Source organism: Alcaligenes sp. HNGD-HTN06 (assembly GCF_049932565.1).
Taxonomy (GTDB): Bacteria; Pseudomonadota; Gammaproteobacteria; order Burkholderiales; family Burkholderiaceae_B; genus Alcaligenes; species Alcaligenes ammonioxydans.
The window spans coordinates 1,344,305-1,368,354 of record NZ_CP187782.1 but is presented as its reverse complement, the minus strand read 5'-3'; the positions used below and the strand labels follow the sequence as shown (position 1 = coordinate 1,368,354).

Below are 24,050 nucleotides of genomic sequence, written 5' to 3'. Positions count from 1 at the left end.
TTCACCCTAGGATAGGGAGAATAAATAGAATAAAAATCCTCATCCATCCTTTTTATTGGGAATTTTTTCTTATGCTGGATAAGTTCGACAAGCACATCCTGGAAATACTGCAAAACGACGCCACTTCGCCCATCCAGGACATTGCCGATCGTGTCGGTTTGTCCAGCACCCCATGCTGGCGTCGCATACAACGGTTGGAGCAAGATGGCTATATCGAAAAGCGAGTGGCGCTGCTCAGCCCGGAAAAGCTGAATGTGGGTGTCACGGTATTTGTGGCCATCAAAACGAATCAGCACAACAAGCAGTGGTACAGCCAGTTTTCCGCCGTGGTCGAGGCCATTCCTCAGATCGTGGAGTTCTATCGCATGAGCGGCGATACCGACTATTTACTACGCGTCGTGGTACCGGACATCAAGAGTTTTGATCGTGTTTACCAGCGCCTGATCTCGGAAATTGAGCTGACCGATGTCAGCTCCAGCTTTGCCATGGAGCAAATCAAGTTCACGACACGCTTGCCCCTGGACTATGCCTGAAGCCTCTTGCCCGCCCCTCAGGCACTCAAGCCCGCCAGCGCTCTAAAAACTGTATTCCACATCCAGGGTCTGACCAATCGTTAGCCTCTGAGCGGGTGACTCGACCAGCATGGCCTGCATGCCGAACAAGGTACCTTGCGCAAACTGGCGACTTTGCGCCAAGGCCAGGCCTGGCTGCGTGCCGATCTCGGCGGTGAGCTGATTCACGTTAGGCATAGGGCAACGAGTACATTGGCGAACGAAGGCAAAACTTAATCCTTCGCTGCTCAGGCCAAGGACATAATCTTCCTCGTAGGCAGGCAGACCCTTGAAAACCACATTGGCACGGAAACGATCGACGGGCACGGCCTGCTCACCGGACTGCTGCACCAGACGATTCAATTCTTCCACGGACGCTTCATTGATAAACAAGAAAGGCAGTGCATCCGCAAAGCCAAAACCCTGTTGCTGATCGCCGATTGAACGCCAGCCCTGTGACTTTTCTTCCCAGGGACGCACACGTTCGGTCAAGACATGACGACGGGCCCGGCTATGCCTGCGCAGCACCCGACATGGGGTTTGCAAAAAATCACTGAACCAGTGTGCGACCAAGTCGCCCTCATCCCGGCCCAAGGTGTCCGAGCTCCAGATGCGCACCGACACGGCGACGTTCTCGCCGACCGGCGCGTCCAGAGACCAGGACAAGGTTTCCATACCGGGCGCCTGGACGGTGATTCGCCCATCCTGCACAACAGGGCGAATCAAAGCCATTCGGGGCCAGCGGCGCTGGGTCATGAATACGCCTTGCTGATCGACCACCACCCACTCTCGGTCGTAAGCCAGGCCTGCCACACTCGCCAGCACCCCCTGCGGGTGCGCCTGGGCTGCGCAGGACTTGATGGGATGAGTAAACAAACCGGTAATGGTAATCATGAGTCGCGACAACAAAAGGCAAAAAGACAAGGAATCCATTCTAGATCAGCCAGAACAGGCAGCCCCAAATACCAAGACAAGCACTCCCCACGACGTGGGTCAGAAACATCGCCCTCCGATACCTTTGCCGCTTTATATCTTGACAAAACCATCGAACCATGTCTTAATGAATGACTGATCGCAGCAACACATCCATTAGATTAAAAATTTGCGGTCAAATTTTTTGGAATGTACCCATCTACTTAGGTCCTGCTGACCTTTTGGCATGTCCCCCAAACATGCGGGTATTCATTCACTACGGCGACGACAGCCACATCCAGACTTATTTTTTGCATCGTAGCGGTCTCGCTGCGTCCATTTGCTTGGCAAACGAATAAGGCGCTGTCCATGCCACAACAGAGCTTGTTTGTCTGGTGCATTTGTCGTCCAGTCAGCAAAGATCTACATTGAAATAGTAATGGCTTGGTCTCCGTGTGGAGTCCGGTCCATCATGGTGTCATCAAATCTCAATAAAAAAACGATGTAATGACGCCACACGATAAGGAAAAAAACATGAAAAATATCTATCCAACTGGCTTGATCTCGCGTCCTGAGCATATTGCCCTGAACAAAACCGATATTCGCATTGGCGATACGGTTTATCTACAACCCAAGAACGGCCCGCGCATGGCCGGCACGGTGATCTTCAGTTCACCCGTACATGGCTGCACGACCTACACGGCCGATGCTCACAGTCAGGATGCGAATGTGCGGTTCCGCTTCCGTTTGCAGGACGTGCATCACGTGGCGCCTCGTCATCCTATGCCCGCCTTGAACTAAAGCGATGTGTGCCAGATAATGCGGGGTAAGCGGAATACCCCGCATTAATTTCATTTAAGAACATATAATTACAATTTGAAATAAACATTTCCGCTTTCATCCTAAAATAGTAGCGGCTTGAAACTTATCCGACGCTGTAAAGCGTCCACGACGAGCAGGCGCTCCTATGGCAACGGATATGAACCCAAAGCAGGCGTTCTGCTTGCGCCCATCCCGGCGCCACTCCTTTCTCTCTCGTTTTTTTCTATTCAGCCTGGTCTTGGTCTTGACCCTGCTGGGTACCCGCTTGCGCCATTACGACGCTCTGACCATTTTCTGGCCAGCCGAAGCGGTGCTTCTGGGGCTGTTTCTTCGACGCCCGGATTGGGGGCGGCAGGTTCTTAACTGGACCATTGTGGTAGTGGCGTACCTGTGTGCCGAACTGATTGCCGGCAACCCCTTGCCTATTGCCCTATTACTGACCGTGGCCGACGCCAGCGGCTTGGGCCTGGCTTATTGGCTCATCACGCACAACCCTTTGCTGGATCTATCTTTGCGTCGCCCAAAGGCCATGTTGACCCTGGCTGCCTACTGCAGTCTGGCTTGCGTGGTGTCAGCCTTGCTAGGCGGCCTTGCCTTGTATCTGCATACTCCCCAGCCTTTGTCACTGGCCATTTTGTCCTGGATGCTGACGGGCATGATTTCCTACGCGGCGATCCTTCCGGTCATTCTAACGGCCCCTTCCCGTCCCCTACGCCGTTTTCTGGAATATTGGAATGAACCTCACCTGACAAGCCTGGCTCAGTTGGCACCCGCTTTGTCGTTACTGCTGACCAGCTTATTGAGCCTGCTGATTGACGGCCCAGGCTCAATGGCCTTTCCCGTTCTGCCTTTATTGTGGTGCGCGTTGAGCTATTCGCTCTTTTCCACCACGCTACTGACCTTGTTTTACGTACTCTGGACCCTTTTCGCCCTGAACCCGCCGGTGTACTTTCTGCCCAGCCAGTTACACACATCGCTGGATTTGTTGTCCTTGCGGATTGGAATCGCTTCTATTGCCCTGGCCTGCATTACCTGCGCCAGCCTGATGTCGGCACGCAATCTGGCGGTGGAGAAACTCCAGCGACTGGCGCACCGCGATGCCCTGACAGGTCTGCTCAACAAACAGGCTTTTTACCAGCAAAGCCAGGATGCATTGACCCAATGCCGCCTGAAACATATCCCCGTCAGCGTCATTGTTCTGGATATCGACCACTTCAAGCCCATTAACGACACGCATGGCCATCATGTCGGCGATCTGGCCCTGAGCGCCATTACGCAACGCATTTCCTTGGCGTTGCGCGATACCGACTTATGCGGGCGGCTGGGAGGTGAGGAGTTCGGCATTTTGCTGCCAGACTGCGGGGCCGCTCAAGCGCATGCCGTGGCCGAGCGAGTCCGCAAAAGCATCGCCTTGCTGCCATTTTCTCTGGACAATCAGCAGCAACTGACCATGACCGCCAGCCTGGGGGTTGCCACTCTGGAGTCTTCCACCCTGGATTTGCATGCCCTGCTTCGCCAAGCCGACAAAGCCCTGTATGAGGCTAAACGGGCGGGCCGGGACCAGAGTTTTTCCTACCCGTTCCCCGAACCCCAAACAGGGACTTGACGTTACCCGTAAGCAAACCGATACTGATGTGTCAAAACGAAACAAACCATCAGGGAGCGGTAATATGGCGTCAGTTTATGCCTCACCTTTGTGCCAGGCGTGTTTGACCTTGCCGCACGGAGTAAGCACCAGCCAAGCGCACGCTGATTTGCGCTTACTCGGTCAGCACCCCCCTTCTGCCGACGGGGCGCACGAAACTCAGTACCGTTGCATGAGCTGTCAGACTCACTGGCTGTTGCGCACCAACCGCTGGGGCATTCCCGAAGGCTTCCGGCTCAAACCTGTATAGGCAAAGCAGAACACATGCACTACCATGACAGCTTTGTCTGTTAGCGATTGCGTATGTCTGCCCTGCTGTTTGATACTGAAACCACCGGCTCCGCCAAACCTCAAGTCATTGAGGCGGCCTGGCTGCGTTTGAGCGACCCTGTCTTCTTGCTGGTCAACGAAGAGTTCGAACAACGCTACCGACCCGATGAGCCCAATACTCTGGGCGCTCTGGCCACGCACCACATTTACGACGAAGAGCTACAAGACTGCCCTTCTCATACCGAGTTCAAGCTGCCTGCCGACACCCAATACATTATTGGTCATAACGTCGATTATGATTGGGGTGTGGCCGCTTACCCGGCGGTCAAGCGCATTTGCACGCTGGCCCTGGCCCGTCACTTGATACCAGGACTGGACAGCTACAGCCAATCTGCCCTGATCTATCATATTGACCGCGCCAACGCGCGTGAGCGTCTGCGTCATGCGCACAGTGCATTGGCAGATGTGCGCAATTGTCTGTCGCTTCTGCAGCATCTGTTGGGCCTGACCCAGAATATTCATACTTGGGAGCAGTTATGGCAGCTCTCTGAACACGCTCGTATCCCGACCACCTTGCACTTTGGCAAGCACAAGGGCATGGCCATTGCCGATGTGCCACAAGACTATAAAAACTGGCTGCTGCGCCAGCCGGATCTGGACCCCTATTTAATCAAGGCCTTGAAAGTCTAAGTCTTAAGCTTCGTAAAATCCCTAATGGCTGCCAACCGGCATATGCCCAATGATGAAGGTCCCAACAAGAACTTCATGAGGTGGCAAATGATCGAGGTTGCATACGTCACGAAAGATATGCGTCGGGACCCTTACGAACGAATTACCCATCTTGGAGGCGCAGGCTGGCAACACTCACAACCCGAGGTTGTCCGACATATCGAGCAAGGCCAGCAGGACTACTACATTTTGCTGGATGGCATTCCCGCCAAACTGATCGTGGCGCTTAGCCGTTTTGGTTCCAAGTACCTGAAAACAGAGCTGGAAGTTGAAGAGCCTCACATTTTGCTCAGCCTGCCCAACCAAGCGACTTGAACAGGCTGGCTTGTTCTGCAGTCTTTAACCAGAAAAAACGCGGCCCGAGCCGCGTTTTTTCATCGTAAGGCTTGTTTCTTAGGGCTTGAGCAAACGCCACTGGCCCTCACGCACCGTAATCAGCTCACGCCCACGCTCGTCAAAGCCACTGTGATCTTCAGGCGTCATCGTATAGACACCTTGCGTAGCGATCAGATCACGCGTTTGCTCCAGAGCATCACGCAAAGCGGAACGAAACTCGGGGGTGCCGGGCTTGGCCTTGGCAGCAGCAACCGGAACCGCCTTCTCCAGCAACAGACCCGCGTCATACACATTGGCGCCAAAGGTAGCGGGAGCCTGACCGTAGCGTTCGGTATAACGCTGGATATAGTCCTGCGCAATGGGTTTGGCTGGATTGCTGTCCGCAATCTCTGGCAAGACCAGCATCAGGCTGGCTGCCAGAATCGTCCCCTCCACCTGTTCGCCGCCCAGACTCAGAAAAGCCGGTAAAGCAGCCCCGTGCGTTTGATAAATCTGCCCTTTGTAACCCTGTTTGACCAGGGTCACCTGGGGCAACACCGCCGCAGCACCCGTACCTGCAACCAGCACCGCATCCGGTTTGGCCGCATAAATCTTCAAGGCCTGGCCGGTGACCGACGTGTCCGAGCGCACATAACGTTCGGTCGCCACAATGTCGATATTGTTCGCCTCGGCCAGCTCTTTGAACACCGTCAGCCAGCTCTCGCCATACGCATCGTTGAAACCCAGAAAACCTGCGGTCTTCACACCATTGTCGACCATATGCTTGACCAGGGCCTGCGCAATGATGTCATCATTTTGCGTGGTCTTGAAAATCCACTTTTTCTGCTCGGTCATGGGCAGCACCACCGAGGCCGCACCCACCGGGGCCAATACCGGCGTGCCCGAATCGGCCGCAAACTGAATCAGCCCCATGGCATTGGGCGAGCCTGTCGGCCCGATCAAGGCATCGATCTTGTCCTCGGAGATCATTTTCTTGAACAAGGTCACCGTTTGATTCGGATCACTGGCATCATCCATGGAGATGTACTCCACCGTCAGATCCCCCATCTTGGTCGGCAGCAAAGGAACCGTATTGCGCTGTGGCAAACCGACGACCGCCGTCGGCCCGGTCGCCGAAGCGATAACGCCGATTTTGACTTGGGAATGGGCCGGAGCGGCCAGGGCAGCCAGCGCAACGGATAAAGCAAAGACAGTTCGTGTCAGTTTCATAATATGCAGAGCCAGTTAAGCCCTTCCCCCCTTGATATCGGCGCGCCCGCGCCTATATGGATTGATCTGGACATACGATAGCAAATTCTCCGTGCCGCACATGTCCTCTTAGGGCATCTTCTTCGGCAGGTCTGCTTACAATTGTACGCGGGCTTACCTAATAAAGTAGTTTATAACGAAGCTACTGTTTACCTCTGATAGAGCGAATCCATGTCACTACAGCAAATGTTGCAACAAATTCTGCAAAGCGGCCAAGGCGCGCTGAAACAGGGTCAAGGTCAGTTGAACTCTTCCGGACTGGGGAAAAAACTGAGTGAGCAGGCCAGCGGTTTTGGCGGCGGCGCCGTAGTTGGCGGCGTTCTGGGCGTACTGCTGGGCAACAAAAAATTTCGCAAAATGGGCGGCTCCATGGCTGCCTATGGAGGAGCAGCCGCGCTGGGCGCGCTGGCCGTCAAAGTCTATCAAAACTGGCAGGAACAGAATGCGGGTAAGCAAGCGATACCCGCGCCAGTGCAAGCTGTTCCGGCCGCGCCGCTACCAGTGGCAGCCACTGGGCAAGCCGACACGCACGCCATGGTCATCCTGGCCGCCCTGGTGTCCGCCGCCAAGGCAGATGGTCATATTGGTGATGCCGAGCGTGAACTGATCGATGCAGAGATCAACAAGATGCCCGCCCCCGAGCAGGCCCGTCACTGGTTCTCGCAAGAACTGCACAAACCTGTCGATCCTCAGGCCATTGCCCAATTGGCTCAGACCCCCGAGATGTCGGCCGAAATTTATCTGACCAGCGCTCTGGTGATTGACGAACAAAGCTATATGGAACGCGCCTATCTGGACGAGCTGGCACGTTTACTATCCTTGCCAGATTCCTTGCGCGAAAGTCTGGATAATCAGGTACAGGCTTTGCCTCAATCTTGAACCAGCAGCGGGGACTGACCGATCCGGCCACTCCCACCCTGACTGCCTATTTTCAACCCAGGGCTACCCCATCCGGTAGCCCGATGACTCATCAAGGAAACCACCCATGACAAAAACCCTCAAGTTGACGATTGGTTCACTGGCCTTAATGGGTCTGGCCGCCTGTGCGGCTCCAAACAGCAGCAATACCGCCCCTTCCGAGCGCCAGATGGACAAAGAAAACTCTTTACAGGCTTACCACTGGCGCCTGTTTGCGACCGCCGACAAAAGTGGCCAGCAAGCCCCTGGCATAACGGGTGCCAACGGAGAGCCAGTTACCCTGAATTTCACCGACAACATGATGTCAGTAGACAATCTGTGCAATGTTCTGGGTAGCGGCTACACCATCAAGGGCTCCAAGATCACGTTTACCTCGCCCGTGAGCACGATGAAAATGTGTTCAGACCCCGAGCTGATGCGCAATGAGCAGGCCGTGGGCAAACTGCTTCCGACGGCAACAGATTGGAGCATGGCCAAGGCGGATTCCGCCCCGGACAACCCCGCCCCCGTTCTGACCCTGAACTTCAAGGACGGTACCAAATGGCGCCTGAAGGGTGAACCGACAGCTTCCACCCGTTACGGCAGCGAACCCACCCGCGTGTTTCTGGAAGTGGCGGCTCAGCGCGAGGCATGTTCACACCCCATGATGCCAAACTATCAGTGCCTGAAAGTACGAGAAATTCAATATAACGATGCAGGCGTCAAAACCCAGACCGGTGAATGGATGTATTACTACGGTGATATCGAAGGCTACACCCATACCCCTGGCGTGCGTAACGTACTGCGCATCAATCGTTATGAACTAAAGAATGTGCCCGCCGACGCCTCATCCAAGGCCGACGTGCTGGACATGGTCGTGGAGTCTGAGCAAGTCAGCCAGTAAGGGGCTCGCCCCGACTGAACGAGCCAGAAATCGGTTCACCTGCCCCAAGGCTGGAGTTTGCTTCGGCCTTGGGGTTTATTGTTGAGGCAGCTTCGAAACTTGTGATGGAGCGGCGTGCTTAGACCCGGACCCATTCCCCTGGGTCTGACAACGTTATGCGCATGAGCCACAAATAGTTACTCACTGCTATGCTTTGAGCCTAGTCAGCGCCCCCGCCCGTCCGTAGTATGGAATGACCGGATAACATTTTTCACCTCCCTATTTATCCGGTTTGGGGCCTTGCATCATGCGAGGCTTTTTTTTATGTCCCAGACACGCCCCCTACGGGCTACTTCAAGGGTCCGTAAAAAATAAAAAATGCCCCCGCACCAATCAACGTAAAGCCCAGCAGGTGGTTGAGTGTGAAGCTCTCTTTGAGATACAGCACCGAAAACACGACAAAGACCAGCAAGGTAATCACCTCCTGCATGGTCTTTAACTGGGCCGCGCTATAGACGGTGTGTCCTAAACGATTAGCCGGTACTGCCAGGCAGTACTCCACCAGGGCAATGCCCCAACTGATTAGCACCACTTTAAGCAGGGGGCTGTTGGGATACTTCAAATGCCCATACCAGGCAATCGTCATGAACACATTGGAGACGACCAACATCAAGATAGGAAGGATCTTAGCCATGATGGACACAAAACAGTAAAAACGGCCGGTGCCGCGACCCCAGCAGTGTAGCGTCACATTCAGACAGCGGATATGGGGATAATCAGGCAGCCCTATTCGCAAGCCGAAAGACTTTTGTTCAACCTACTCTTTTTTTGCACCATGCTTTCTCTTGAACAACTGGGCCCGCGCATCTGCATATTGGGCCCCTCCAATAGCGGCAAATCCACCCTGGCTAAAGCCATCGAACGCAAGCTTGCACTTCCCGCGATCCACCTGGATCCGCTCTACCACCTGCCGCACACGGACTGGGTACCGCGACCCGACGCTGAATTTGCCGCCTTACATGCTGCCGCAATTGCGCGGGAGCAGTGGGTGATGGACGGCAATTACACACGCTACCTAGCCCCTCGTCTGGAACGGGCCACCGGTTTTATCGTGCTGGAAATATCCACGGCAGCTAGTTTGCTGCGCTATTTTCGGCGCACCCTGTTGGAACGTAAACGAGAGGGTGCGCTGCCAGGTAGCAAAGACCGTCTGAAATGGAACATGATCCGACACATCGCCATTGTCACCCCGCCCAATCGCCATAAATACCTGACTGTTTTCGGGAAAAGCAGTTTAGCTAAAGTCAGGCTGCGCAACCCGCGCGAACTGAGCTTGTTTTATCAGGCTAACGGCTTGGAGCGTTAAGGGGATGACATCACTTCGATTCGAGCACACGATGGACGACCCAAGCTAGCAGTCGGGTTAAGGCCAGGTAGAGAGGGCCAGACAAAGCACAGACAGAGCATGGGTTTGCATTTCGCCACCCTACTTGTAAGCCCATAAAGGGCCTAGCGTTTTTTCAACTGCTGATCGACCTGCTCCATCCATGCCTGATCACACGGCACGGGGGTTTCAGCTATCTGGCCATACAAACGGAAATGGACCACATTGCACCATTCCTGCGAGGCGTAATCCGGCCCATGTCCCTGGCCATCGGACACGGCCAGTTGACGATCCACCTTTTCCAGCCAGGCGTAACTGCCCACCTTCTCAGTGGGTACGGCACTTTGGCAAGCGGCCAACAAAAATGCGGGAACAAGCATTAAGATTCGCATGAGCTCATCCATGAATAAAAATCTGCTTTATCGCAGAGCATAACAATCATTACTGTATCCGTGTCCTGCCAACCGCCATTGCCAGGGCAAAAAACGGACTTCCAGCGAGAGCCAAATATGAAGTGGCTATTCTTGTGCCTGATCCTGACCCTACTCCCTCTTGATACGCAGGCAAGAAACACCCCTTGTTCGGGAAAAAAAGGCGGCATTTCTCATTGCGAAGGGGAAGTCTTTGTTTGTCGCGATGGCTCAGCCAGCGCCAGCAAACGGTCTTGCCCAGCGTACACAGGTACTGCAGCAAGCAACACCAGGCCCGCCCCTCAAACCCTGCGCTCCACCAGCAGTTGCCCCTGCTCCAGCCAGACTTATTGCACAGGACCGCGAGGCGGACGCTACTGCGAAACCAGCACGGGCAGCAAACGATATCAGCGCAAATAGCGCAGCAAACGCGGCACCGTTTACTAGCAATTGCCTTTTTTCGCTTGGCCAGGCGGGCAGTGACGTTGTCCATAGCCGCCATAGCCATCGGGATCGACAATGACAGAGCCTCTGGGCGTATAGACGGCACAGGCAGATAAAATAGCCGTCAAGGTCACGGCCACAAGAAGGGTTCTCATAATTTTATTTCCCCGGGTGAAAGACGCGCTCATTGTGCTACAAGGATCGACAACAAGGTGCTACCAATCGCGAGAAAATACTGTTCATTTTACAAACAGTTGAAAGTCCGGCTCGACAACTGGCCACGCTAGGCACAAACAAGGACTTTATGTAATAATTGCGGACTTGTTGCCCCTCTAGCTCATGCTTGGTTAGAGCAGCGGACTCATAATCCGTTGGTGCCGTGTTCGACTCACGGGGGGGGCACCAAATAACTTGCGGGTTTCATGAGAATTTGGAATCTCGCGCAAAATAGTAGTGGGGGAAAATTTTACGCCCTCGCCGGTAGCCCGCCATCGCGCGGGCTTTTTTGTTGGTACTCGCTCGCTCTGGACAAAAAAAGGGGCCAGGCAAGGCCTGACCCATAGGAAACGTGAACGCGGCACGGGTTCTGTCAGAACGGCGCCAGATGACGTGCTCATCGAGTAGGTTTCGTGTGTTTGGCAGGCGTGTGGCTGGTGGGTTTATGAGCGGCACGAGCCGCGGTCGCCTTGGGAGCCTCCGGAGCTTTGGCCTTGGGGGCCGTCGTCGTGGCAGTATGGGCGGGGGCATGGGGCATGGGCGCTGGCTTTTGGGCCATCGCGCTTGTACCGGCCAAGGCACCCGTCACGCTTATCAGTGCAGTACAAATCAATGTCGAGCGTTTCATGATAAAGCTCCTTGAGTAGGAAAGTCAGGCTTGTTCATACAAGCCTGGCCTTATTATGAGCACCACTATCTGAACCTGTTCTGAGATTTTCCTTCAGACTGCGTTCATGAAAAACAGGGTAACGTCGTCGGTATGCAGGCCCCACAGGCTCAGGCCCCGATATTCTCGCCCCACTACCTGCCGGGCTTGGCACCCAGTGCTCCTTCAAACCCCGCTCCCATCTGGTTCAGCGCCCATTCCGGCCCTGGCCGGAGGCACTGAAAACCTCATAAAAGCCTTATTTATCCCTTGGCACCAACGAGGAATGGTGACTGACAATTAACCACTGCTTGCCATCCCATTGGTAGGTATAGGTGTAGCGCGCTTTGACGTCCTCGCCGCTATTTCCCATATGGAAGGTATAGGAGCCCGAATCCACGGCCATGTTGCAGCCCAAGGTAATTTGCCTTTCGGTAACCTTACCCTGCGGTCGAGCGGCCAAGAAATGCTCAAAATAGTCTTCTTTCTCTGCGCGGCTGATACGGTTCACCCCAGACAAAGTTGGCAGCAAAATCGAACGCTCTGCGTAATTCTCAAGCACTTCCTCGGGCTGGCCGGTTTGCAGCGACGTGTTCCAGCGCTCAAACAAGGCGGCAACACTGGCCTCGTCAATCGGCGCGCAACGTTCACTGGTCTGGACAGCCGCATGCCGCTCCTGACGGGGTTGAGTCGTACAGGCCGTCAGTGCCACAACCCCTAGTAAGACTATGATTTTTTTACTCATTTCCTTGTCCTCCCTGTCGTTTTTGTGAGTTTGATGGTAGCACTGCCCCCTGATAGGCAGCGTTTAAATTCACTCGGATCTGGCTCGCCGAAACTCAAGGAGGTCAAGGCCTGTCATGGTCAGGCCGATCCCCGTGGCCGGCATCACATCAGCCTGCCGGGTACGTTTCAGCGTCTCCTTTCCTTTGTGTAAGCACACCCGGAACAATGTTAAATATTGTTTTATAAGCCACTCCTTGGCCACCTCATCATTAAAATTCCGTCTCTTTGCATAAACAGAAGGGGAAGTTGATGATGTCTCGTATCGGAACATTGGCCGCAATGCTGGCCGTCGCTGGTCTGACAGCGGGCTGCCAAACCATGGACATGGGCGGCATGGTAGGCGCTGGCAGCAAGGCCGTGCAGGCATTCAGTCTGTCCGATCAGGAAGTGATCGCCTTGTCTGATCAATCTTGCCGACAAATGGACGCTGAACATAAAGTGGCCAGTGCCAACAGCAAGTACAACCAGCGCCTGCAACGTGTCGTCAAGCCGCTGACGAAACCGTTAAATGGCCAAACCCCGAGCTTCAAGGTCTACCAGACCCAGGAAGTCAACGCATGGGCCATGGCCAATGGCTGCATCCGCGTCTACGCGGGTCTGATGGACCAAATGAATGACGATGAACTGCGCGGCGTCATCGGCCACGAAATGGGCCACGTGGAACTGGGCCACAGCAAGAAAGCCATGCAAACAGCCTACAGCCTGTCCGCGGCTCGTGATGCGGCCGCCGCCACAGGCAACACCTTGGTGACTCAATTGAACGCCAGCCAGCTGGGCGAGCTGTCTGAAGCTTTTCTGAACGCACAGTTTTCCCAATCGCAAGAGTCCGATGCAGACGACTACTCGTTTGAACTGCTCAGCGAGCGCCAGCTCAAGACCCAAGGGCTGGTGACAGCATTTGAAAAACTGGCTGCCCTGGACGGCGGACAAAGCAGCGTCATGAGCTCTCACCCTGGCTCCAAGGAGCGTGCCCAACGTATGCAGCAGCGTATTGACGCAGCCAAATAAGCCGCTTTAAGGTGATCTGGCATCTCGCCCTGACCCGTCCGCTTTTGCGGGCGGGTTTTTTGATACCGGGCTTCGTTACGTTTGGTCGCTGCCATTGCTCTAAAGCCACCGCTGCTTTCAGGTATGCTTGTGCCATTGTTCGATCTTGGCAGTAACGCCCTTGAAAAAGACTTCCTTTTCGAAAAACTCCTGCCCTTGCGGCAACCCCAAACCCTACGAAACCTGCTGTGGTCCCTGGCATCAAGGCCCTCTCTATTTGCAAGCACCGGATGCCGCCGCTTTGATGCGCTCGCGTTACAGCGCTTTCGTACGCGACGACCTGGACTACCTGCTGGCCACTTGGCATAGCTCCACCCGCCCGCACTCGCTTGAGCCCAATGCAGAGGGTTTGCAATGGCTGGGGCTGGAAGTGCGCCGTCATGAGCGCATTTCCGACACGCACGCTCTTGTGGAGTTTGTCGCCCGCAATCGGCTGCACGGACGGGCTAACCGTCTGCACGAGGTCAGCCGCTTTGTGCTGGAGCAGGGGCAATGGTTTTACGTGGACGGGGAGTTCTCATGAACCCGTCCCGCAAGCCGGGCCACCCACAGCAGGTACACGGGTCCAGCCTGCCCCTGTCATTGCTCTTGCACGCCGACCCCAGCCCGCGTCTGATCGAGACATATCGACACACTCCCCATGCCTGGCGTATCGACGATCAGGAGCACACGGCTGCGGCCGCCATTGTGCAGCCCCAGAATGCTCAGAGCTGGGAGTTGATGAATATCGCGGTAGCGCCGTCGCATCAGGGCCAGGGTCTGGGTGCGCAACTGTTATCGACTGTCATTGATTATGTACGTGCTCAGGGTGCCCATACGCTCACTGTTGCCACTGGGACCATCGGTTATCCGCTGTTTTTCTATCAGCGCGCCGGCTTTCGGGTCGTGGCGGTAGAACCTGATTACTTCCTACGCTATTACGACGAGGCTCTTTTTGAGGACGGTTTGCAGCACAAGGACCGTCTGATCCTGAGCCTTGCCTTGAAATAAAGAACGGCCTGTCGCTGTCACCTCTCCCTGATTGATATGCTGAGCACTTTAAGTAATTTTGCAGAGCAAGCCACGGCGCTGATCAGCGCCAACCCCCAATGGGTTGCCCCCGCCGTATTTGCCCTGTGTCTGATCGAATCCCTGCCCTTTTTGGCTTTGGTCATACCAGGCACCGCCATTCTTCTGTCCGTCGGCGCTTTGGTCGGTGCCGGTGAAATGAGCTTGCTGCCGGTTTGGTTATCCGTCACCTTGGGGGCTGGTGTGGGCAACGCCATCTCCTTTTACCTGGGCCAGCGTTACGGCGGCAACCTGTTCCATTTTGAATGGGCGCGCAAGCGTTTACATCTGTATGCCAAGGCACAAGCGTTTTTTGCCCGCTGGGGATGGTTTAGTATTGTGGCTTGCCGCTTTATCGGCCCCTTGCGCTCGACCGTGCCCCTGATTGCCGGCACCTGCTCCATGTCGCCCCTCAGCTTTCATATTTCTTCCTGGGCCTCGGCCGCGCTGTGGGCCAGTGTGCTGCTTTTGCCCGGCTGGCTCAGTTTTCAATCCTGATTTTCAATGACTCCCGCCAGCCTCGCCTACTTGCATTTGTGCTTCGCGATTATTTTCGAGATCATCGCGACCAGCTTGTTGCAGCGCTCTGAGCAATTCACCCGTCTGATGCCCAGCGCCTTTACCATTCTGTTTTACGCCGCTGCCTTTTATTTTCTGTCCCTAAGCCTGCGGGTAATGCCCGTGGGCGTGGCCTACGCCATCTGGAGCGGCGTCGGTATTGTGCTGATTTCCTTGATTGGCTGGGTGTTCTTTAAGCAGAAACTGGATTTGGCCGCTATGATTGGCATCGCCTTTATTGTGGTGGGCGTCTTGATCGTGAACCTGTTCTCTGAAACCGTCGGCCACTGATTTTACTGAAACACAATGATTGCCTTGATTCAACGAGTACGGCGGGCCCAGGTCGATATTGACGGCCAGACTGTCGCAAAAATCGGTGCCGGCATGGCGGTTCTGGTCTGTGCAGAGCACGGGGACACCAGTGAGCAGGCCGCGCGTTTGCTGGACAAACTACTGGCTCTACGCATCTTTTCAGATGAGCAGGGCAAGATGAACCTGAATCTGCTGCAAGCCGGGGGGCAACTGCTGCTGGTGAGCCAGTTCACCTTGGCCGCCGATACACGCAAAGGCAACCGCCCCGGTTTTAGCCGCGCCGCGCCACCGGCCATCAGCCAGCCGCTGTTCGATGAACTGGTGGCGATGGCCCGCGTGCGCGTGCCCGATACACAGTGCGGTGTGTTTGGCGCCGACATGCAGTTGAGCCTGATCAATGATGGCCCGGTCACCATTCCCTTGCATATCGTCCCCGAGACCCGCCCAAGCTGACATTTGCCTTAAAGAAACTCCCTCCCTATAATTGCGCAGGGTGTTTTGCTGGCATGGTGCAGCAGGGCAGGTTAAATGCTTACGCAGGGTCGGGCCGCCTTGTGGAGAATTGCCGACCATGTCTCACCCCTCTTCCGGCACGCCTTTACCGCGCGCCCATGTCCTGACCCGCCAGCTACAGGCCCAGCTTCAGCGTCTTTTGCACATTGAAGCCCTAGGCGGCGTCATCTTGCTGATGGCCGCCGCTGTCGCCCTGATCTGGGCCAACTCCCCGTTTGCTGACAGTTACTCGGCCTTATGGCATACCCAAATCACCCTGGAGCTGGGTAGCTGGCGTTTTTCGCAAGATCTGCATTTTTGGGTCAACGATATCTTGATGACCCTGTTCTTTCTAGTGGTCGGGATGGAGATCCGTCGTGAGATCCATGACGGGGCCTTGTCCGACTGGCGCTCGGCCATGCTGCCAATCTGCGCCGCCCTATCTGCCATCACCCTGCCCGCACTCATTTATGCGGCAATGAACCCCGAGCCGCAGGTTCTGATGGGCTGGGCTATTCCGACCGCCACCGATATTGCCTTTGCAGTAGGCGTATTGGCTCTGCTGGGTCGCTCCCTGCCCCCCAGCCTGCGCGTCTTTTTGCTGGCTCTGGCCATCATTGATGATCTGGTCGCCATTCTGATCATCGCCTTCTTCTACTCGGGTGGGCTGGACTACAGCGCTTTCCTGATCGCCGCCGTGGGCATTGCGGCAGTGCTGGGCTTACAGAAAATGGGAATAGGTTCGGCCTGGGCCTATGTGCTTCCTGGCGCCATTCTCTGGTTTGGGCTCTTGAAAACGGGTGCTCACCCCACGTTGGCCGGCGTTGTTCTAGGCATGATGAGCCCGGTGCGCACGCTGCCACTGCCGCGCAAGGCTCGCCATCTGAATCTGGAGCTGGCGACCAAGCTGGAGAGCCAGCATGACACACAGGAAATCATGCATACGCTGCAAAAAATGCAACTTGCTCAACGTGAGATCCTGCCCCCTGTACAGCGTATTCCCGCACTGCTGCATCCGTGGGTGGCCTTTATCATCATGCCGGTTTTCGCCCTGGCCAATGCCGGTGTCAGCCTGAACGGTTTAGACCTGAATGCAGCCGGTGCACATAGTGCTCTGTTTGGTGTGGCGATTGCCTTGATTGTGGGCAAGCCGCTGGGCGTCTTGCTGGGAACCTGGCTGCCTGTACGCTTGGGGCTATGCACTCTGCCAGCCGGCATGAGCTGGGCCGGCGTCACCCTGATTGGTTTGCTGGCCGGTATTGGCTTTACCATGTCGATCTTTGTTGCCAACCTCGCGTTTGCAGAGCCCGTTTTGCTGGATGCGGCCAAGCTGGGCGTGCTGTGCGGCTCCTTAGCCTCAGCCGTGCTGGGTCTGCTGTGGGGACTGATGGTACGTCGCCGTTATCAACGCTCAGCCGCTGAGCCGGTATACAGTCAGGCGTAAAACACACAGGCCCACGCAAGCGTGGGCCTGTCTGCCGCTTGATCAGGCAGCTTAATCAATCGTGAGAATTCGCTCATTCAAAATACGACGACAATCCATTTCGTATTCCAGATCCTTGACCGGAGGTCGTGCCAAGTGCCAGCCCAGACCATGATTGATCGCGCCGCGCTGGGCCAGCTCACTGGCCATGAAAGGATGCAGATTATGTACGGTGTAAGCATGAGTGGCCGTCGTATCGGCCCACTCATGACCCAGCACTTCCAGGCGACGCTCCATTTCATCGAGCACCCACTGGGCCTTTTTTAACAGGCCTTCGGGCGAGACGTCCTGATACGCCACAATGCTCTCTATGTAATCGTCCGGGGTTTCGGGAACCTCGCAACTGCCGGCGATCACAAAGGTGGCCTCTTCAATATCGGTTTCCACCGTATAGCTGAAGGCATAAAAGCTGGGCTCGGCCGGAGCCCCCACCAAAGGCGACACATTGCTGCGCGCAACCGGATTATGTTTGCCTTTGAGCAAACCCCACTCTTTCAGGGTTTCCAGGTACAACTCATTGAATTTATTGAAGTCACTGTCGCTGACAGGCTCAGGCGAACGCAATTCACACGCGCACAAAGCCGTCAAAGGACGTTCTTCGGCTTCCAGCACGGCCTGAATCAAATCAAAACCCTCTTTCAGAGGGACGGGCGCGGAGAACACGACCCGACAGATCTCATAGCCGGGCTGAGCGGCGACCCCGCCCGAAAAGCGATTCACGCCAGTCGGAATGAAGCGGTAGTTGCCTTTATCAAAATTAATTGCGGTGCTCATGGTGGTTCCTGGTCTTGTAGCGGACAAAATCGCCGTGTCCTGAACTTATCCTTTGAGTACAGGGGGCGAGAGCGGGCACTATAGCATCGCCGGCACCATAAAAAAGCCCGCGAACCGGGTCGGCGGGCTTTTTTACATTCAAGATACGCGTTTACCGAACGATAGTGATTGTCTTGACATCCACTTCATTGGTGCCAACGATGGCCTTGTCCATCTCGCCAACGATCTCGACGGTTGTGTTAGCATCCACCGGCTCTTGGGGGAAAATCTTGTCATCGATCTCGACCTGAATTTCGCCGGTTTCATCGGCAAAAAGATACGTTTCATCGGACAGTTTGCGCAGCAATTTGCCCCGCAAGGCGACCGGATCATCGTCCTTGGCGTTGTTCACAAGCTGTTCAACTTTAGTGAATGTTTTCTGGCTGGAGGGACCCACATATTGCGCTTGAGCCATTGGAATAACGGCTCCGCCCATCAATACCGTGATTGTCAGGGCTGTCAGTTTGGCCTTCATGTCCATAAGATGCTCCACTGGTTAACACTATTCGTATCCTAGCACCATTCTGGCCCAGGACAATCAATCCTGGCAGATCGTTACAAGAACCCCGCGCCCAACAGTCACCACGCCAAGCCACGACATTCCGTACTTGCACGTCCACTGGAGTATTGCATGCCCAAGCATCCATCTATTGACCTACTTGGCCCCCCCACTCCGATTGCCGATATTGTCCTGGCCTTGAACCAGCTCGAGCGCGGCCCCGCCCTGCTCGCTGCCCAGGAGCTGGACAATGAGCGACTGCAGGCTTTGCTGGAACGACCCGAACTGCGCTGGGCCAGCGCCATTGCGATGGAGCTGCGTCGGCCAGAACGCCTGCCTGTTCTGGAAACACTGGCTGAAGACCGCATGGCCGACCTGCTGCAAGACCTGGACCCGCAGGATCAGGAGCAGATTCTGAGCCGTTTGAGCCAGCCCACCCGTACCTCCGTCATGCGGCTGATGCACTACCCCGCCGATACGGCCGGCGGCATCATGACCACGGAGTTTCTGCAGGTTCCCATGAGCTGGAACGTCGCCCAGACCCTACAGTACATCCGGGAGGTGGAAAGCACGCGCGAGACGGTCTATGCCATTTACGTCGTCAATGACAAGCAGCAGCTCCAATTTGTGGTGCCTTTGCGCAAGCTGGTGTGTGCTGCGCCCCAAGCGGCCCTGACCGATCTGTGGAGCGGTGACAGCCCCATCACGGTGCAGGCACTCACTGACAAGGAGGCTGTGGCCCAGCTTATTCGGCGACACGACTTTCTGGCTATTCCGGTGGTCGACGAGGCCCAGGTCATCATCGGCATTGTGACGGTAGATGATGTCATTGACGCCTTGATGGACGAAGCCGATGAGGACATGAACCGGTTTGGCGGCGCCGAGCATATAGGCAAACCCTATTTGCAGGCCGGCTTCAGCACCATGATCCGCAAGCGGGGGGGCTGGCTGGCCATTTTATTCCTGGGCGAAATGCTCACCGCCAGCGCCATGCAGTATTACGAAATACAGTTGGAAAAGGCTGTGGTGCTGGCCATGTTCATTCCCCTGATCATGAGTTCAGGAGGAAACTCCGGCTCGCAGGCCACGTCCTTGCTGATTCGTGGCCTGGCGCTCGGTGAGGTGCGGGTACGAGACTGGTGGCGTGTGCTATTGCGCGAGCTGCCGGTCGGTCTGGTGCTGGGCACCCTGCTTGGGGCCATCGGCTTTGTGCGTATTGAAGTCTGGCAACATCTGGGCTTGTACGATTACGGCGAACACTCCTTGCTGATTGCCTTTACGATCTGGCTGGCTCTGGTGGGCATTGTGACCTTTGGCTCCTGCATTGGCTCCATGCTGCCCTTTATCTTGCAACGCGTCGGTTTTGACCCGGCCAGCGCCTCGGCTCCCCTGGTTGCCACCTTGGTGGATGTGCTCGGGCTGGTCATTTACTTTTCAGTAGCGGCGCTGCTGCTGACCGGAACCTTGCTTTAAACATGAATATTTTTCGTCAATCCATGTAAAAAGCTGCACAGTAAGAGACAAACTCGGTAACCTATCCGGGTTTCATCGTTACATTCCCTCTTGCTATTCAGAGGGAGCCTGACACATTTCGTCTAACTTGGCCCCGTGGGCCGCTTCGGACATCAGCACCTATGCGGATACTCGACCAGTTCTTCATCAGTGCGGACCCCATGGCTCCCTTGTTGGTTGGCAGCTATAACAGTGGCCTGGTCATCCTGTCCCTGCTGGTTGCCATCTTTTCGTCGGGCATGGCTCTGCATACCGCGCATATTGCCCGCATGGCCGATTTGCGTCTGCATCGCCAGATCGCCATTTGCACAGGCGCCATTGCCCTGGGCGGTGGCATCTGGACCATGCACTTTATCGGCATGCTGGCCTTCGAGCTCTGTACCAGCGTGCATTATGATCCGGCCATCACCATGTTGTCGGTGCTGCCCAGCGTAGGCGCGTCCTGGGTGGCCCTGCAGATTCTCTCGCAAGCCCGCGTCCAGCGCTCGCACCTGATTATCGGCGGGGTTCTGGTGGGGCTGGGCATCGGCACCATGCATTACAGCGGCATGGCCGCCATGCGCATGGCTCCCCTGCTGCGCTATGAACCCGTCACGTTCTTCCTGTCGATAGGCGTCGCAGTCATTCTGGCCACCCTGGCTTTGTGGATACGCTTTCGCCTGCACCGTACGCGCCTGACCTTGCTGCAGCGCGTGGTCATCAGTGGCATCGTCTTGGGGCTGGCCATCTCTGGCATGCACTACACCGGCATGGCGGCGGCCCGTTTTATCGGTCAGACTACCCCGCCCGATGACCTGATCATCTTCAACAGCACCTTTGCCTCCATGGTGCTGTCCACGTTCACCATTACCGTAACGGTGCTGGTGGCCGCCGCCAATGGCTTGCTGCGCTACCGTCAACTGTTCCTGAAAATGGAAGAGAGTGAATCGCATAACCGCGCGATTGTAGATACGGCCATTGACGGCATCATCACGATCAGCAGCAACGGCACCATTCTGGATTTCAACCATTCGGCAGAGCGTCTGTTTGGCTGGAAAGCGGGTGAAGTATTGGGGCGCAACGTCAATATGCTCATGCCCGAACCTGACCGCTCTCGCCATGACAGCTATTTGTCCAATTATCTGCGCAGCAATGACCCTAAAGTGATCGGCGTAGGCCGCGATGTCACCGGCTTGCGCAAGGATGGCAGCCTGATGCCCATGCGGCTGGCGGTGGGTCGGGTGCGCCAGCCGGGGGACCCCATTTTTGTCGGCTTTGTGACCGATATGAGCCGCTACAACGCCTTGACGGAATCCTTGCGTCAAAGCGCGGAGAAAGCCGAGCAGGCAGCCCAGGCCAAGAGCGCCTTCCTGGCCAATATGAGCCACGAAATACGGACTCCGCTCAATGCGATTATTGGGTTTAGCGACTTGATGCTCAACGACGCGCTCACTGCCCAACAGAGCAAACACCTGAACATTATCAATCAGTCAGCGCGCTCCTTGCTGGCCTTGCTCAACGATATTCTGGACACCACCAAACTGGAGCGGGGCTCGGTCGAACTGGAACAGGTGGACTTTTCTCTGATCGACCTGTGCCAGCAAGTCGTCGCTTCTTTACGCTTGGCGGCCGATGCCAAGAACTTGGAGTTCCGTCTGAGCTGTGCGCCCGAGCTGCACCCTTTTTACAAGGGCGACCCGATGCGCATCCAGCAGGTGCTCAACAATCTGATCGGCAATGCCATCAAATTTACTCAAAGTGGTGCAGTGCGGGTCGAGGTCAACCCCGAGCCCGGACGCAATGCAGTCTCCATCCGTGTCACCGACACCGGCATCGGCATGAGTCCTGAGCAGTTGCGTCATGTATTTACCCCTTTCACTCAGGCCGACGTTTCCATCAGCCGTCGCTTTGGCGGCACGGGCCTGGGCGTGTCCATCGCCCGCCAGTTGGTAGACCTGATGGGCGGCACGCTGGAGGTTCAAAGCACCCTGGGTGTGGGCAGCGTCTTTGAAGTCCGCATCCCCCTGGAGCCGGGCAACGAACCCTGCCTGAGCCCGGAAAACCAAGCCGTGCCCCACCTGCCCCCTCTGCGAATTCTGGTAGCCGATGACATCAACCTTAATCAGGAACTGCTGACCCTGACGCTTGAACAGCACGGCCATTCGGTCACCGCCACCGACAGCGGCCACAAGGTGCTGGAGCTGCTGGACAAAGAAGACTTTGACGTCGTTTTACTAGACGTTCACATGCCTGAACTGGACGGACTGGAGACCGCCCGTCGATGGCGCGAACAGGAGCGTCGTGAAGCACGCCTGCCTTTACCGCTGATTGCGCTGACAGCCAGCGTCATGGAGTCCGATCGCCACGCTGCACAGGAAGCCGGCATCAACGGCTTTGCCACCAAACCGCTGGACCTGCCTGCCTTGATGCAGGAAATTGCGCGGGTCATGGGACTGACCACAGCCAGCTCACCAGACGACAGCGTCGAGCCCCAGAAAAGCGGCCTGATCGACTGGGATCTGGGTCTGAGCCTGTGGGGCTCGCCAGTGCGTTTGCGCCGTGCGCTGCTGAGTTTCTTGTCGGATCTGCATACCCGCTACCCACTCGATGAGATCAAACAGGCTTCACCAAACTGGGAAATTGTCTTGGGCAGTCTGCACGGTATTCGCGGCACGGCAGGCAATCTGGGCCTGCCACAGGTTTCCTTACTGAGCGCCGAGCTGGAAGAAAAAATCCGTCGTGGCCAGACGCGCCAGATGCGCGGGCGCATCGAGCAGTTGCAGGACATGTTCAACCGCATTGCCCAGGAGCTCAGCCACCATGGTCCACCGGCCCCCTATACAGATTCACAAGCGGACGTGGTACACAGCCCCGACGTGGTGTTGAATTACCTGCACATTCTGCATAGCAGCGTGCAACTCAATGAGCTCGATGAGCCTGCCTTGCAGGCGATCTGTCAGTACCTGGAAAGTACCGGACAAAGCGAGACGCTGAATAATCTGAATAAAACCATTGATTTGTTTGATTTTGTGCAGGCAAGCAGCATCTTGACTGCGCTAATCACGGAATTGAGTGCCTGCCTGGCCAAGGATCCGCCACGCCATGAATGAATTTAGCTCGCCACGCCAGACACTGTTGCTCATTGATGACGAGCCGGCCAATCTGCAGATTCTGCGCCACACCCTGCAGCAGGACTTTCGCCTCCTCTTTGCCAAAGAAGGCGCCAAGGCGCTGGAACTGGCTCAACGCGATGTGCCCGACCTGATTTTGCTCGATATCATGATGCCGCAGCTCTCGGGCTACGACGTGTGTCGGACCTTGAAAGCCGACCCCAGAACCCGCCATATACCCATTATCTTTGTCACGGCACTCTCGCAACCCCACGATGAGCAAATGGGCCTGGACCTAGGCGCAGTGGACTATATCTCCAAGCCCTTTAACCCGGCCATTCTCAAAGCACGCATACGCAATCACCTGTCCCTGGTACAGATGCAGGAGCTACGCGACAGCCGTCTGCAAATCATTCGTTGTCTGGGTACGGCCGCCGAGTACAAAGACAACGAAGTTGGCCGGCATGTGATCCGCATGAGCCATTACACCCGCATTCTGGCCCACTGGCTGGGGTATTCCAACGAAGCGGCCGACGAGATGCTGCATGCTGCGCCCATGCACGATATAGGCAAAATCGGCATCCCTGATTCCATTTTGCAAAAACCGGGCAAACTGACCCCCGAAGAATGGGACATCATGCGCACGCATACCCTGATTGGCGCGCGCATTATCGGCCAGCATTCACATGGTCTGCTCAAGCTGGCTCGCACTATTGCCCTGTATCATCACGAAAAATGGGATGGCAGCGGCTACCCCTACGGCTTGAAAGGCGAGAACATTCCCCTGCCTGCCCGCATCGTGGCTGTTGCAGATGTATTTGATGCACTGGCCAGCGAGCGGCCCTATAAAAAAGCCTGGAGTGTGGAGACATGCGTCAGCTATCTGCGTGAGCAGTCCGGTCAGCACTTTGATCCTCAACTGATTGCGCTGCTGGATAAGTGCCTGCCCGAAATGCTGCACATCAAAGAAAAATGGGCGGATGAACCGCAGCACACCACACCCTAGAACACCCAGCCCT

26 protein-coding genes and 1 tRNA gene are annotated in these 24,050 nt (G+C 55.9%); 19 read left to right on the top strand and 8 right to left on the bottom strand.

The annotated features are described in order from the left end of the window. The first annotated feature begins 74 nt into the window (after positions 1–74). Positions 75–533, top strand: coding sequence for an Lrp/AsnC family transcriptional regulator (locus tag ACOZ42_RS06230; RefSeq protein WP_039943352.1), 459 nt, complete (start codon positions 75–77; stop codon positions 531–533). A gap of 42 nt (positions 534–575) precedes the next feature. Here ACOZ42_RS06230 and ACOZ42_RS06225 read toward each other — a convergent pair whose 3' ends face one another. After that, positions 576–1,445, bottom strand: coding sequence for an MOSC domain-containing protein (locus ACOZ42_RS06225; RefSeq protein ID WP_100214826.1), 870 nt, complete (start codon positions 1,443–1,445; stop codon positions 576–578). Between the two features lie 552 nt (positions 1,446–1,997). Between ACOZ42_RS06225 and ACOZ42_RS06220 the strand changes: the two genes are divergently transcribed. The 4 genes from ACOZ42_RS06220 to ACOZ42_RS06205 all read left to right on the top strand — a co-directional run bounded on the left by ACOZ42_RS06220 (position 1,998) and on the right by ACOZ42_RS06205 (position 5,244). After that, complete coding sequence (locus tag ACOZ42_RS06220) at positions 1,998–2,264, top strand: hypothetical protein (RefSeq protein ID WP_003801561.1); 267 nt, start codon at positions 1,998–2,000, stop codon at positions 2,262–2,264. Between the two features lie 178 nt (positions 2,265–2,442). After that, the gene (locus tag ACOZ42_RS06215) at positions 2,443–3,891 is read left to right on the top strand and encodes a diguanylate cyclase (RefSeq protein ID WP_426345682.1); all 1,449 of its coding nucleotides are present in this window, start codon (positions 2,443–2,445) and stop codon (positions 3,889–3,891) included. 342 nt (positions 3,892–4,233) lie between these two features. Continuing rightward, complete coding sequence (locus ACOZ42_RS06210; protein ID WP_003801567.1) at positions 4,234–4,890, top strand: 3'-5' exonuclease; 657 nt, start codon at positions 4,234–4,236, stop codon at positions 4,888–4,890. 87 nt (positions 4,891–4,977) lie between these two features. After that, positions 4,978–5,244: a DUF3892 domain-containing protein gene (locus tag ACOZ42_RS06205; protein WP_221081945.1), complete on the top strand. Its 267-nt coding sequence runs from the start codon at positions 4,978–4,980 to the stop codon at positions 5,242–5,244. A gap of 78 nt (positions 5,245–5,322) precedes the next feature. Here ACOZ42_RS06205 and ACOZ42_RS06200 read toward each other — a convergent pair whose 3' ends face one another. Continuing rightward, the gene (locus ACOZ42_RS06200; protein ID WP_131071540.1) at positions 5,323–6,474 is read right to left on the bottom strand and encodes an ABC transporter substrate-binding protein; all 1,152 of its coding nucleotides are present in this window, start codon (positions 6,472–6,474) and stop codon (positions 5,323–5,325) included. Positions 6,475–6,684: 210 nt separating this feature from the next. On the opposite strand from ACOZ42_RS06200, the gene ACOZ42_RS06195 reads away from it, so the two are divergent. Both ACOZ42_RS06195 and ACOZ42_RS06190 read left to right on the top strand, forming a co-directional pair. Further along, complete coding sequence (locus ACOZ42_RS06195; RefSeq protein ID WP_426345681.1) at positions 6,685–7,392, top strand: tellurite resistance TerB family protein; 708 nt, start codon at positions 6,685–6,687, stop codon at positions 7,390–7,392. A 106-nt stretch (positions 7,393–7,498) separates the two neighbouring features. Further along, positions 7,499–8,314 carry an META and DUF4377 domain-containing protein gene (locus tag ACOZ42_RS06190; protein ID WP_059317779.1) on the top strand — a complete coding sequence of 272 codons (816 nt, stop codon included), beginning with the start codon at positions 7,499–7,501 and terminating at the stop codon, positions 8,312–8,314. Positions 8,315–8,642: 328 nt separating this feature from the next. On the opposite strand, the gene ACOZ42_RS06185 is transcribed toward ACOZ42_RS06190, so the two are convergent. Continuing rightward, on the bottom strand, positions 8,643–8,990 hold the full coding sequence (locus ACOZ42_RS06185) for a DMT family protein (RefSeq protein ID WP_100214837.1): 348 nt from the start codon (positions 8,988–8,990) through the stop codon (positions 8,643–8,645). Between the two features lie 138 nt (positions 8,991–9,128). Here ACOZ42_RS06185 and ACOZ42_RS06180 point away from each other — a divergent pair, with 138 nt between their 5' ends. Further along, positions 9,129–9,659 carry an AAA family ATPase gene (locus ACOZ42_RS06180; protein ID WP_426345680.1) on the top strand — a complete coding sequence of 177 codons (531 nt, stop codon included), beginning with the start codon at positions 9,129–9,131 and terminating at the stop codon, positions 9,657–9,659. Between the two features lie 143 nt (positions 9,660–9,802). Here ACOZ42_RS06180 and ACOZ42_RS06175 read toward each other — a convergent pair whose 3' ends face one another. Continuing rightward, on the bottom strand, positions 9,803–10,069 hold the full coding sequence (locus ACOZ42_RS06175; RefSeq protein WP_100214838.1) for a hypothetical protein: 267 nt from the start codon (positions 10,067–10,069) through the stop codon (positions 9,803–9,805). Between the two features lie 788 nt (positions 10,070–10,857). Between ACOZ42_RS06175 and ACOZ42_RS06170 the strand changes: the two genes are divergently transcribed. After that, positions 10,858–10,936 (top strand) — tRNA-Ile (locus tag ACOZ42_RS06170). A gap of 208 nt (positions 10,937–11,144) precedes the next feature. Here ACOZ42_RS06170 and ACOZ42_RS06165 read toward each other — a convergent pair. Beyond that, entirely contained in the window at positions 11,145–11,375 is a 231-nt protein-coding gene (locus tag ACOZ42_RS06165) for a hypothetical protein (protein ID WP_157784345.1), read from the bottom strand. Positions 11,376–11,652: 277 nt separating this feature from the next. Beyond that, the gene (locus ACOZ42_RS06160; RefSeq protein ID WP_003801612.1) at positions 11,653–12,138 is read right to left on the bottom strand and encodes an SgcJ/EcaC family oxidoreductase; all 486 of its coding nucleotides are present in this window, start codon (positions 12,136–12,138) and stop codon (positions 11,653–11,655) included. A 290-nt stretch (positions 12,139–12,428) separates the two neighbouring features. Between ACOZ42_RS06160 and ACOZ42_RS06155 the strand changes: the two genes are divergently transcribed. The 7 genes from ACOZ42_RS06155 to nhaA all read left to right on the top strand — a co-directional run bounded on the left by ACOZ42_RS06155 (position 12,429) and on the right by nhaA (position 17,079). Further along, complete coding sequence (locus ACOZ42_RS06155) at positions 12,429–13,187, top strand: M48 family metalloprotease (RefSeq protein ID WP_426345679.1); 759 nt, start codon at positions 12,429–12,431, stop codon at positions 13,185–13,187. A 160-nt stretch (positions 13,188–13,347) separates the two neighbouring features. Then, positions 13,348–13,749 (top strand): YchJ family protein, encoded by a 402-nt coding sequence (locus tag ACOZ42_RS06150; protein WP_059317846.1) that lies wholly within the window; start codon positions 13,348–13,350, stop codon positions 13,747–13,749. Further along, positions 13,746–14,216 (top strand): GNAT family N-acetyltransferase, encoded by a 471-nt coding sequence (locus ACOZ42_RS06145; protein ID WP_301607142.1) that lies wholly within the window; start codon positions 13,746–13,748, stop codon positions 14,214–14,216. The genes ACOZ42_RS06150 and ACOZ42_RS06145 overlap by 4 nt, the downstream gene beginning before the upstream one ends. Before the next feature lie 36 nt (positions 14,217–14,252). After that, the gene (locus ACOZ42_RS06140) at positions 14,253–14,771 is read left to right on the top strand and encodes a DedA family protein (RefSeq protein WP_003801622.1); all 519 of its coding nucleotides are present in this window, start codon (positions 14,253–14,255) and stop codon (positions 14,769–14,771) included. Positions 14,772–14,777: 6 nt separating this feature from the next. Beyond that, positions 14,778–15,122, top strand: a complete 345-nt coding sequence (locus tag ACOZ42_RS06135; RefSeq protein ID WP_003801624.1) for a DMT family transporter — start codon at positions 14,778–14,780, stop codon at positions 15,120–15,122. A gap of 15 nt (positions 15,123–15,137) precedes the next feature. Next, complete coding sequence (gene dtd, locus ACOZ42_RS06130) at positions 15,138–15,596, top strand: D-aminoacyl-tRNA deacylase (RefSeq protein ID WP_003801625.1); 459 nt, start codon at positions 15,138–15,140, stop codon at positions 15,594–15,596. 118 nt (positions 15,597–15,714) lie between these two features. Beyond that, positions 15,715–17,079, top strand: coding sequence for a Na+/H+ antiporter NhaA (gene nhaA / locus ACOZ42_RS06125; protein WP_003801627.1), 1,365 nt, complete (start codon positions 15,715–15,717; stop codon positions 17,077–17,079). A 51-nt stretch (positions 17,080–17,130) separates the two neighbouring features. On the opposite strand, the gene cnbZ is transcribed toward nhaA, so the two are convergent. Further along, entirely contained in the window at positions 17,131–17,892 is a 762-nt protein-coding gene (cnbZ, locus tag ACOZ42_RS06120) for a 2-amino-5-chloromuconate deaminase CnbZ (RefSeq protein WP_003801629.1), read from the bottom strand. Between the two features lie 151 nt (positions 17,893–18,043). After that, entirely contained in the window at positions 18,044–18,412 is a 369-nt protein-coding gene (locus tag ACOZ42_RS06115; RefSeq protein WP_003801631.1) for a NirD/YgiW/YdeI family stress tolerance protein, read from the bottom strand. A gap of 150 nt (positions 18,413–18,562) precedes the next feature. Between ACOZ42_RS06115 and mgtE the strand changes: the two genes are divergently transcribed. The 3 genes from mgtE (at position 18,563) to ACOZ42_RS06100 (ending at position 24,037) form a co-directional block, all read left to right on the top strand. Then, on the top strand, positions 18,563–19,903 hold the full coding sequence (gene mgtE / locus ACOZ42_RS06110; RefSeq protein WP_059317851.1) for a magnesium transporter: 1,341 nt from the start codon (positions 18,563–18,565) through the stop codon (positions 19,901–19,903). Between the two features lie 161 nt (positions 19,904–20,064). Beyond that, positions 20,065–23,031, top strand: a complete 2,967-nt coding sequence (locus tag ACOZ42_RS06105) for an MHYT domain-containing protein (RefSeq protein ID WP_426345678.1) — start codon at positions 20,065–20,067, stop codon at positions 23,029–23,031. Continuing rightward, entirely contained in the window at positions 23,024–24,037 is a 1,014-nt protein-coding gene (locus ACOZ42_RS06100) for an HD-GYP domain-containing protein (protein WP_003801637.1), read from the top strand. The genes ACOZ42_RS06105 and ACOZ42_RS06100 overlap by 8 nt, the downstream gene beginning before the upstream one ends. Positions 24,038–24,050: the final 13 nt, after the last annotated feature.

Excerpts from the sequence above, each read along its gene's own strand:
- ACOZ42_RS06225 (WP_100214826.1), bottom strand. The coding sequence starts at position 1,445 with ATGATTACCATTACCGGTTTGTTTACTCATCCCATCAAGTCCTGCGCA.
- ACOZ42_RS06220 (WP_003801561.1), top strand. The coding sequence starts at position 1,998 with ATGAAAAATATCTATCCAACTGGCTTGATCTCGCGTCCTGAGCATATT.
- ACOZ42_RS06215 (WP_426345682.1), top strand. The coding sequence starts at position 2,443 with ATGAACCCAAAGCAGGCGTTCTGCTTGCGCCCATCCCGGCGCCACTCC.
- ACOZ42_RS06210 (WP_003801567.1), top strand. The coding sequence starts at position 4,234 with ATGTCTGCCCTGCTGTTTGATACTGAAACCACCGGCTCCGCCAAACCT.
- ACOZ42_RS06205 (WP_221081945.1), top strand. The coding sequence starts at position 4,978 with ATGATCGAGGTTGCATACGTCACGAAAGATATGCGTCGGGACCCTTAC.
- ACOZ42_RS06200 (WP_131071540.1), bottom strand. The coding sequence starts at position 6,474 with ATGAAACTGACACGAACTGTCTTTGCTTTATCCGTTGCGCTGGCTGCC.
- ACOZ42_RS06195 (WP_426345681.1), top strand. The coding sequence starts at position 6,685 with ATGTCACTACAGCAAATGTTGCAACAAATTCTGCAAAGCGGCCAAGGC.
- ACOZ42_RS06190 (WP_059317779.1), top strand. The coding sequence starts at position 7,499 with ATGACAAAAACCCTCAAGTTGACGATTGGTTCACTGGCCTTAATGGGT.
- ACOZ42_RS06180 (WP_426345680.1), top strand. The coding sequence starts at position 9,129 with ATGCTTTCTCTTGAACAACTGGGCCCGCGCATCTGCATATTGGGCCCC.
- ACOZ42_RS06175 (WP_100214838.1), bottom strand. The coding sequence starts at position 10,069 with ATGCGAATCTTAATGCTTGTTCCCGCATTTTTGTTGGCCGCTTGCCAA.
- ACOZ42_RS06165 (WP_157784345.1), bottom strand. The coding sequence starts at position 11,375 with ATGAAACGCTCGACATTGATTTGTACTGCACTGATAAGCGTGACGGGT.
- ACOZ42_RS06160 (WP_003801612.1), bottom strand. The coding sequence starts at position 12,138 with ATGAGTAAAAAAATCATAGTCTTACTAGGGGTTGTGGCACTGACGGCC.
- ACOZ42_RS06155 (WP_426345679.1), top strand. The coding sequence starts at position 12,429 with ATGATGTCTCGTATCGGAACATTGGCCGCAATGCTGGCCGTCGCTGGT.
- ACOZ42_RS06145 (WP_301607142.1), top strand. The coding sequence starts at position 13,746 with ATGAACCCGTCCCGCAAGCCGGGCCACCCACAGCAGGTACACGGGTCC.
- ACOZ42_RS06140 (WP_003801622.1), top strand. The coding sequence starts at position 14,253 with ATGCTGAGCACTTTAAGTAATTTTGCAGAGCAAGCCACGGCGCTGATC.
- ACOZ42_RS06135 (WP_003801624.1), top strand. The coding sequence starts at position 14,778 with ATGACTCCCGCCAGCCTCGCCTACTTGCATTTGTGCTTCGCGATTATT.
- dtd (WP_003801625.1), top strand. The coding sequence starts at position 15,138 with ATGATTGCCTTGATTCAACGAGTACGGCGGGCCCAGGTCGATATTGAC.
- nhaA (WP_003801627.1), top strand. The coding sequence starts at position 15,715 with ATGTCTCACCCCTCTTCCGGCACGCCTTTACCGCGCGCCCATGTCCTG.
- cnbZ (WP_003801629.1), bottom strand. The coding sequence starts at position 17,892 with ATGAGCACCGCAATTAATTTTGATAAAGGCAACTACCGCTTCATTCCG.
- ACOZ42_RS06115 (WP_003801631.1), bottom strand. The coding sequence starts at position 18,412 with ATGGACATGAAGGCCAAACTGACAGCCCTGACAATCACGGTATTGATG.
- mgtE (WP_059317851.1), top strand. The coding sequence starts at position 18,563 with ATGCCCAAGCATCCATCTATTGACCTACTTGGCCCCCCCACTCCGATT.
- ACOZ42_RS06105 (WP_426345678.1), top strand. The coding sequence starts at position 20,065 with ATGCGGATACTCGACCAGTTCTTCATCAGTGCGGACCCCATGGCTCCC.
- ACOZ42_RS06100 (WP_003801637.1), top strand. The coding sequence starts at position 23,024 with ATGAATGAATTTAGCTCGCCACGCCAGACACTGTTGCTCATTGATGAC.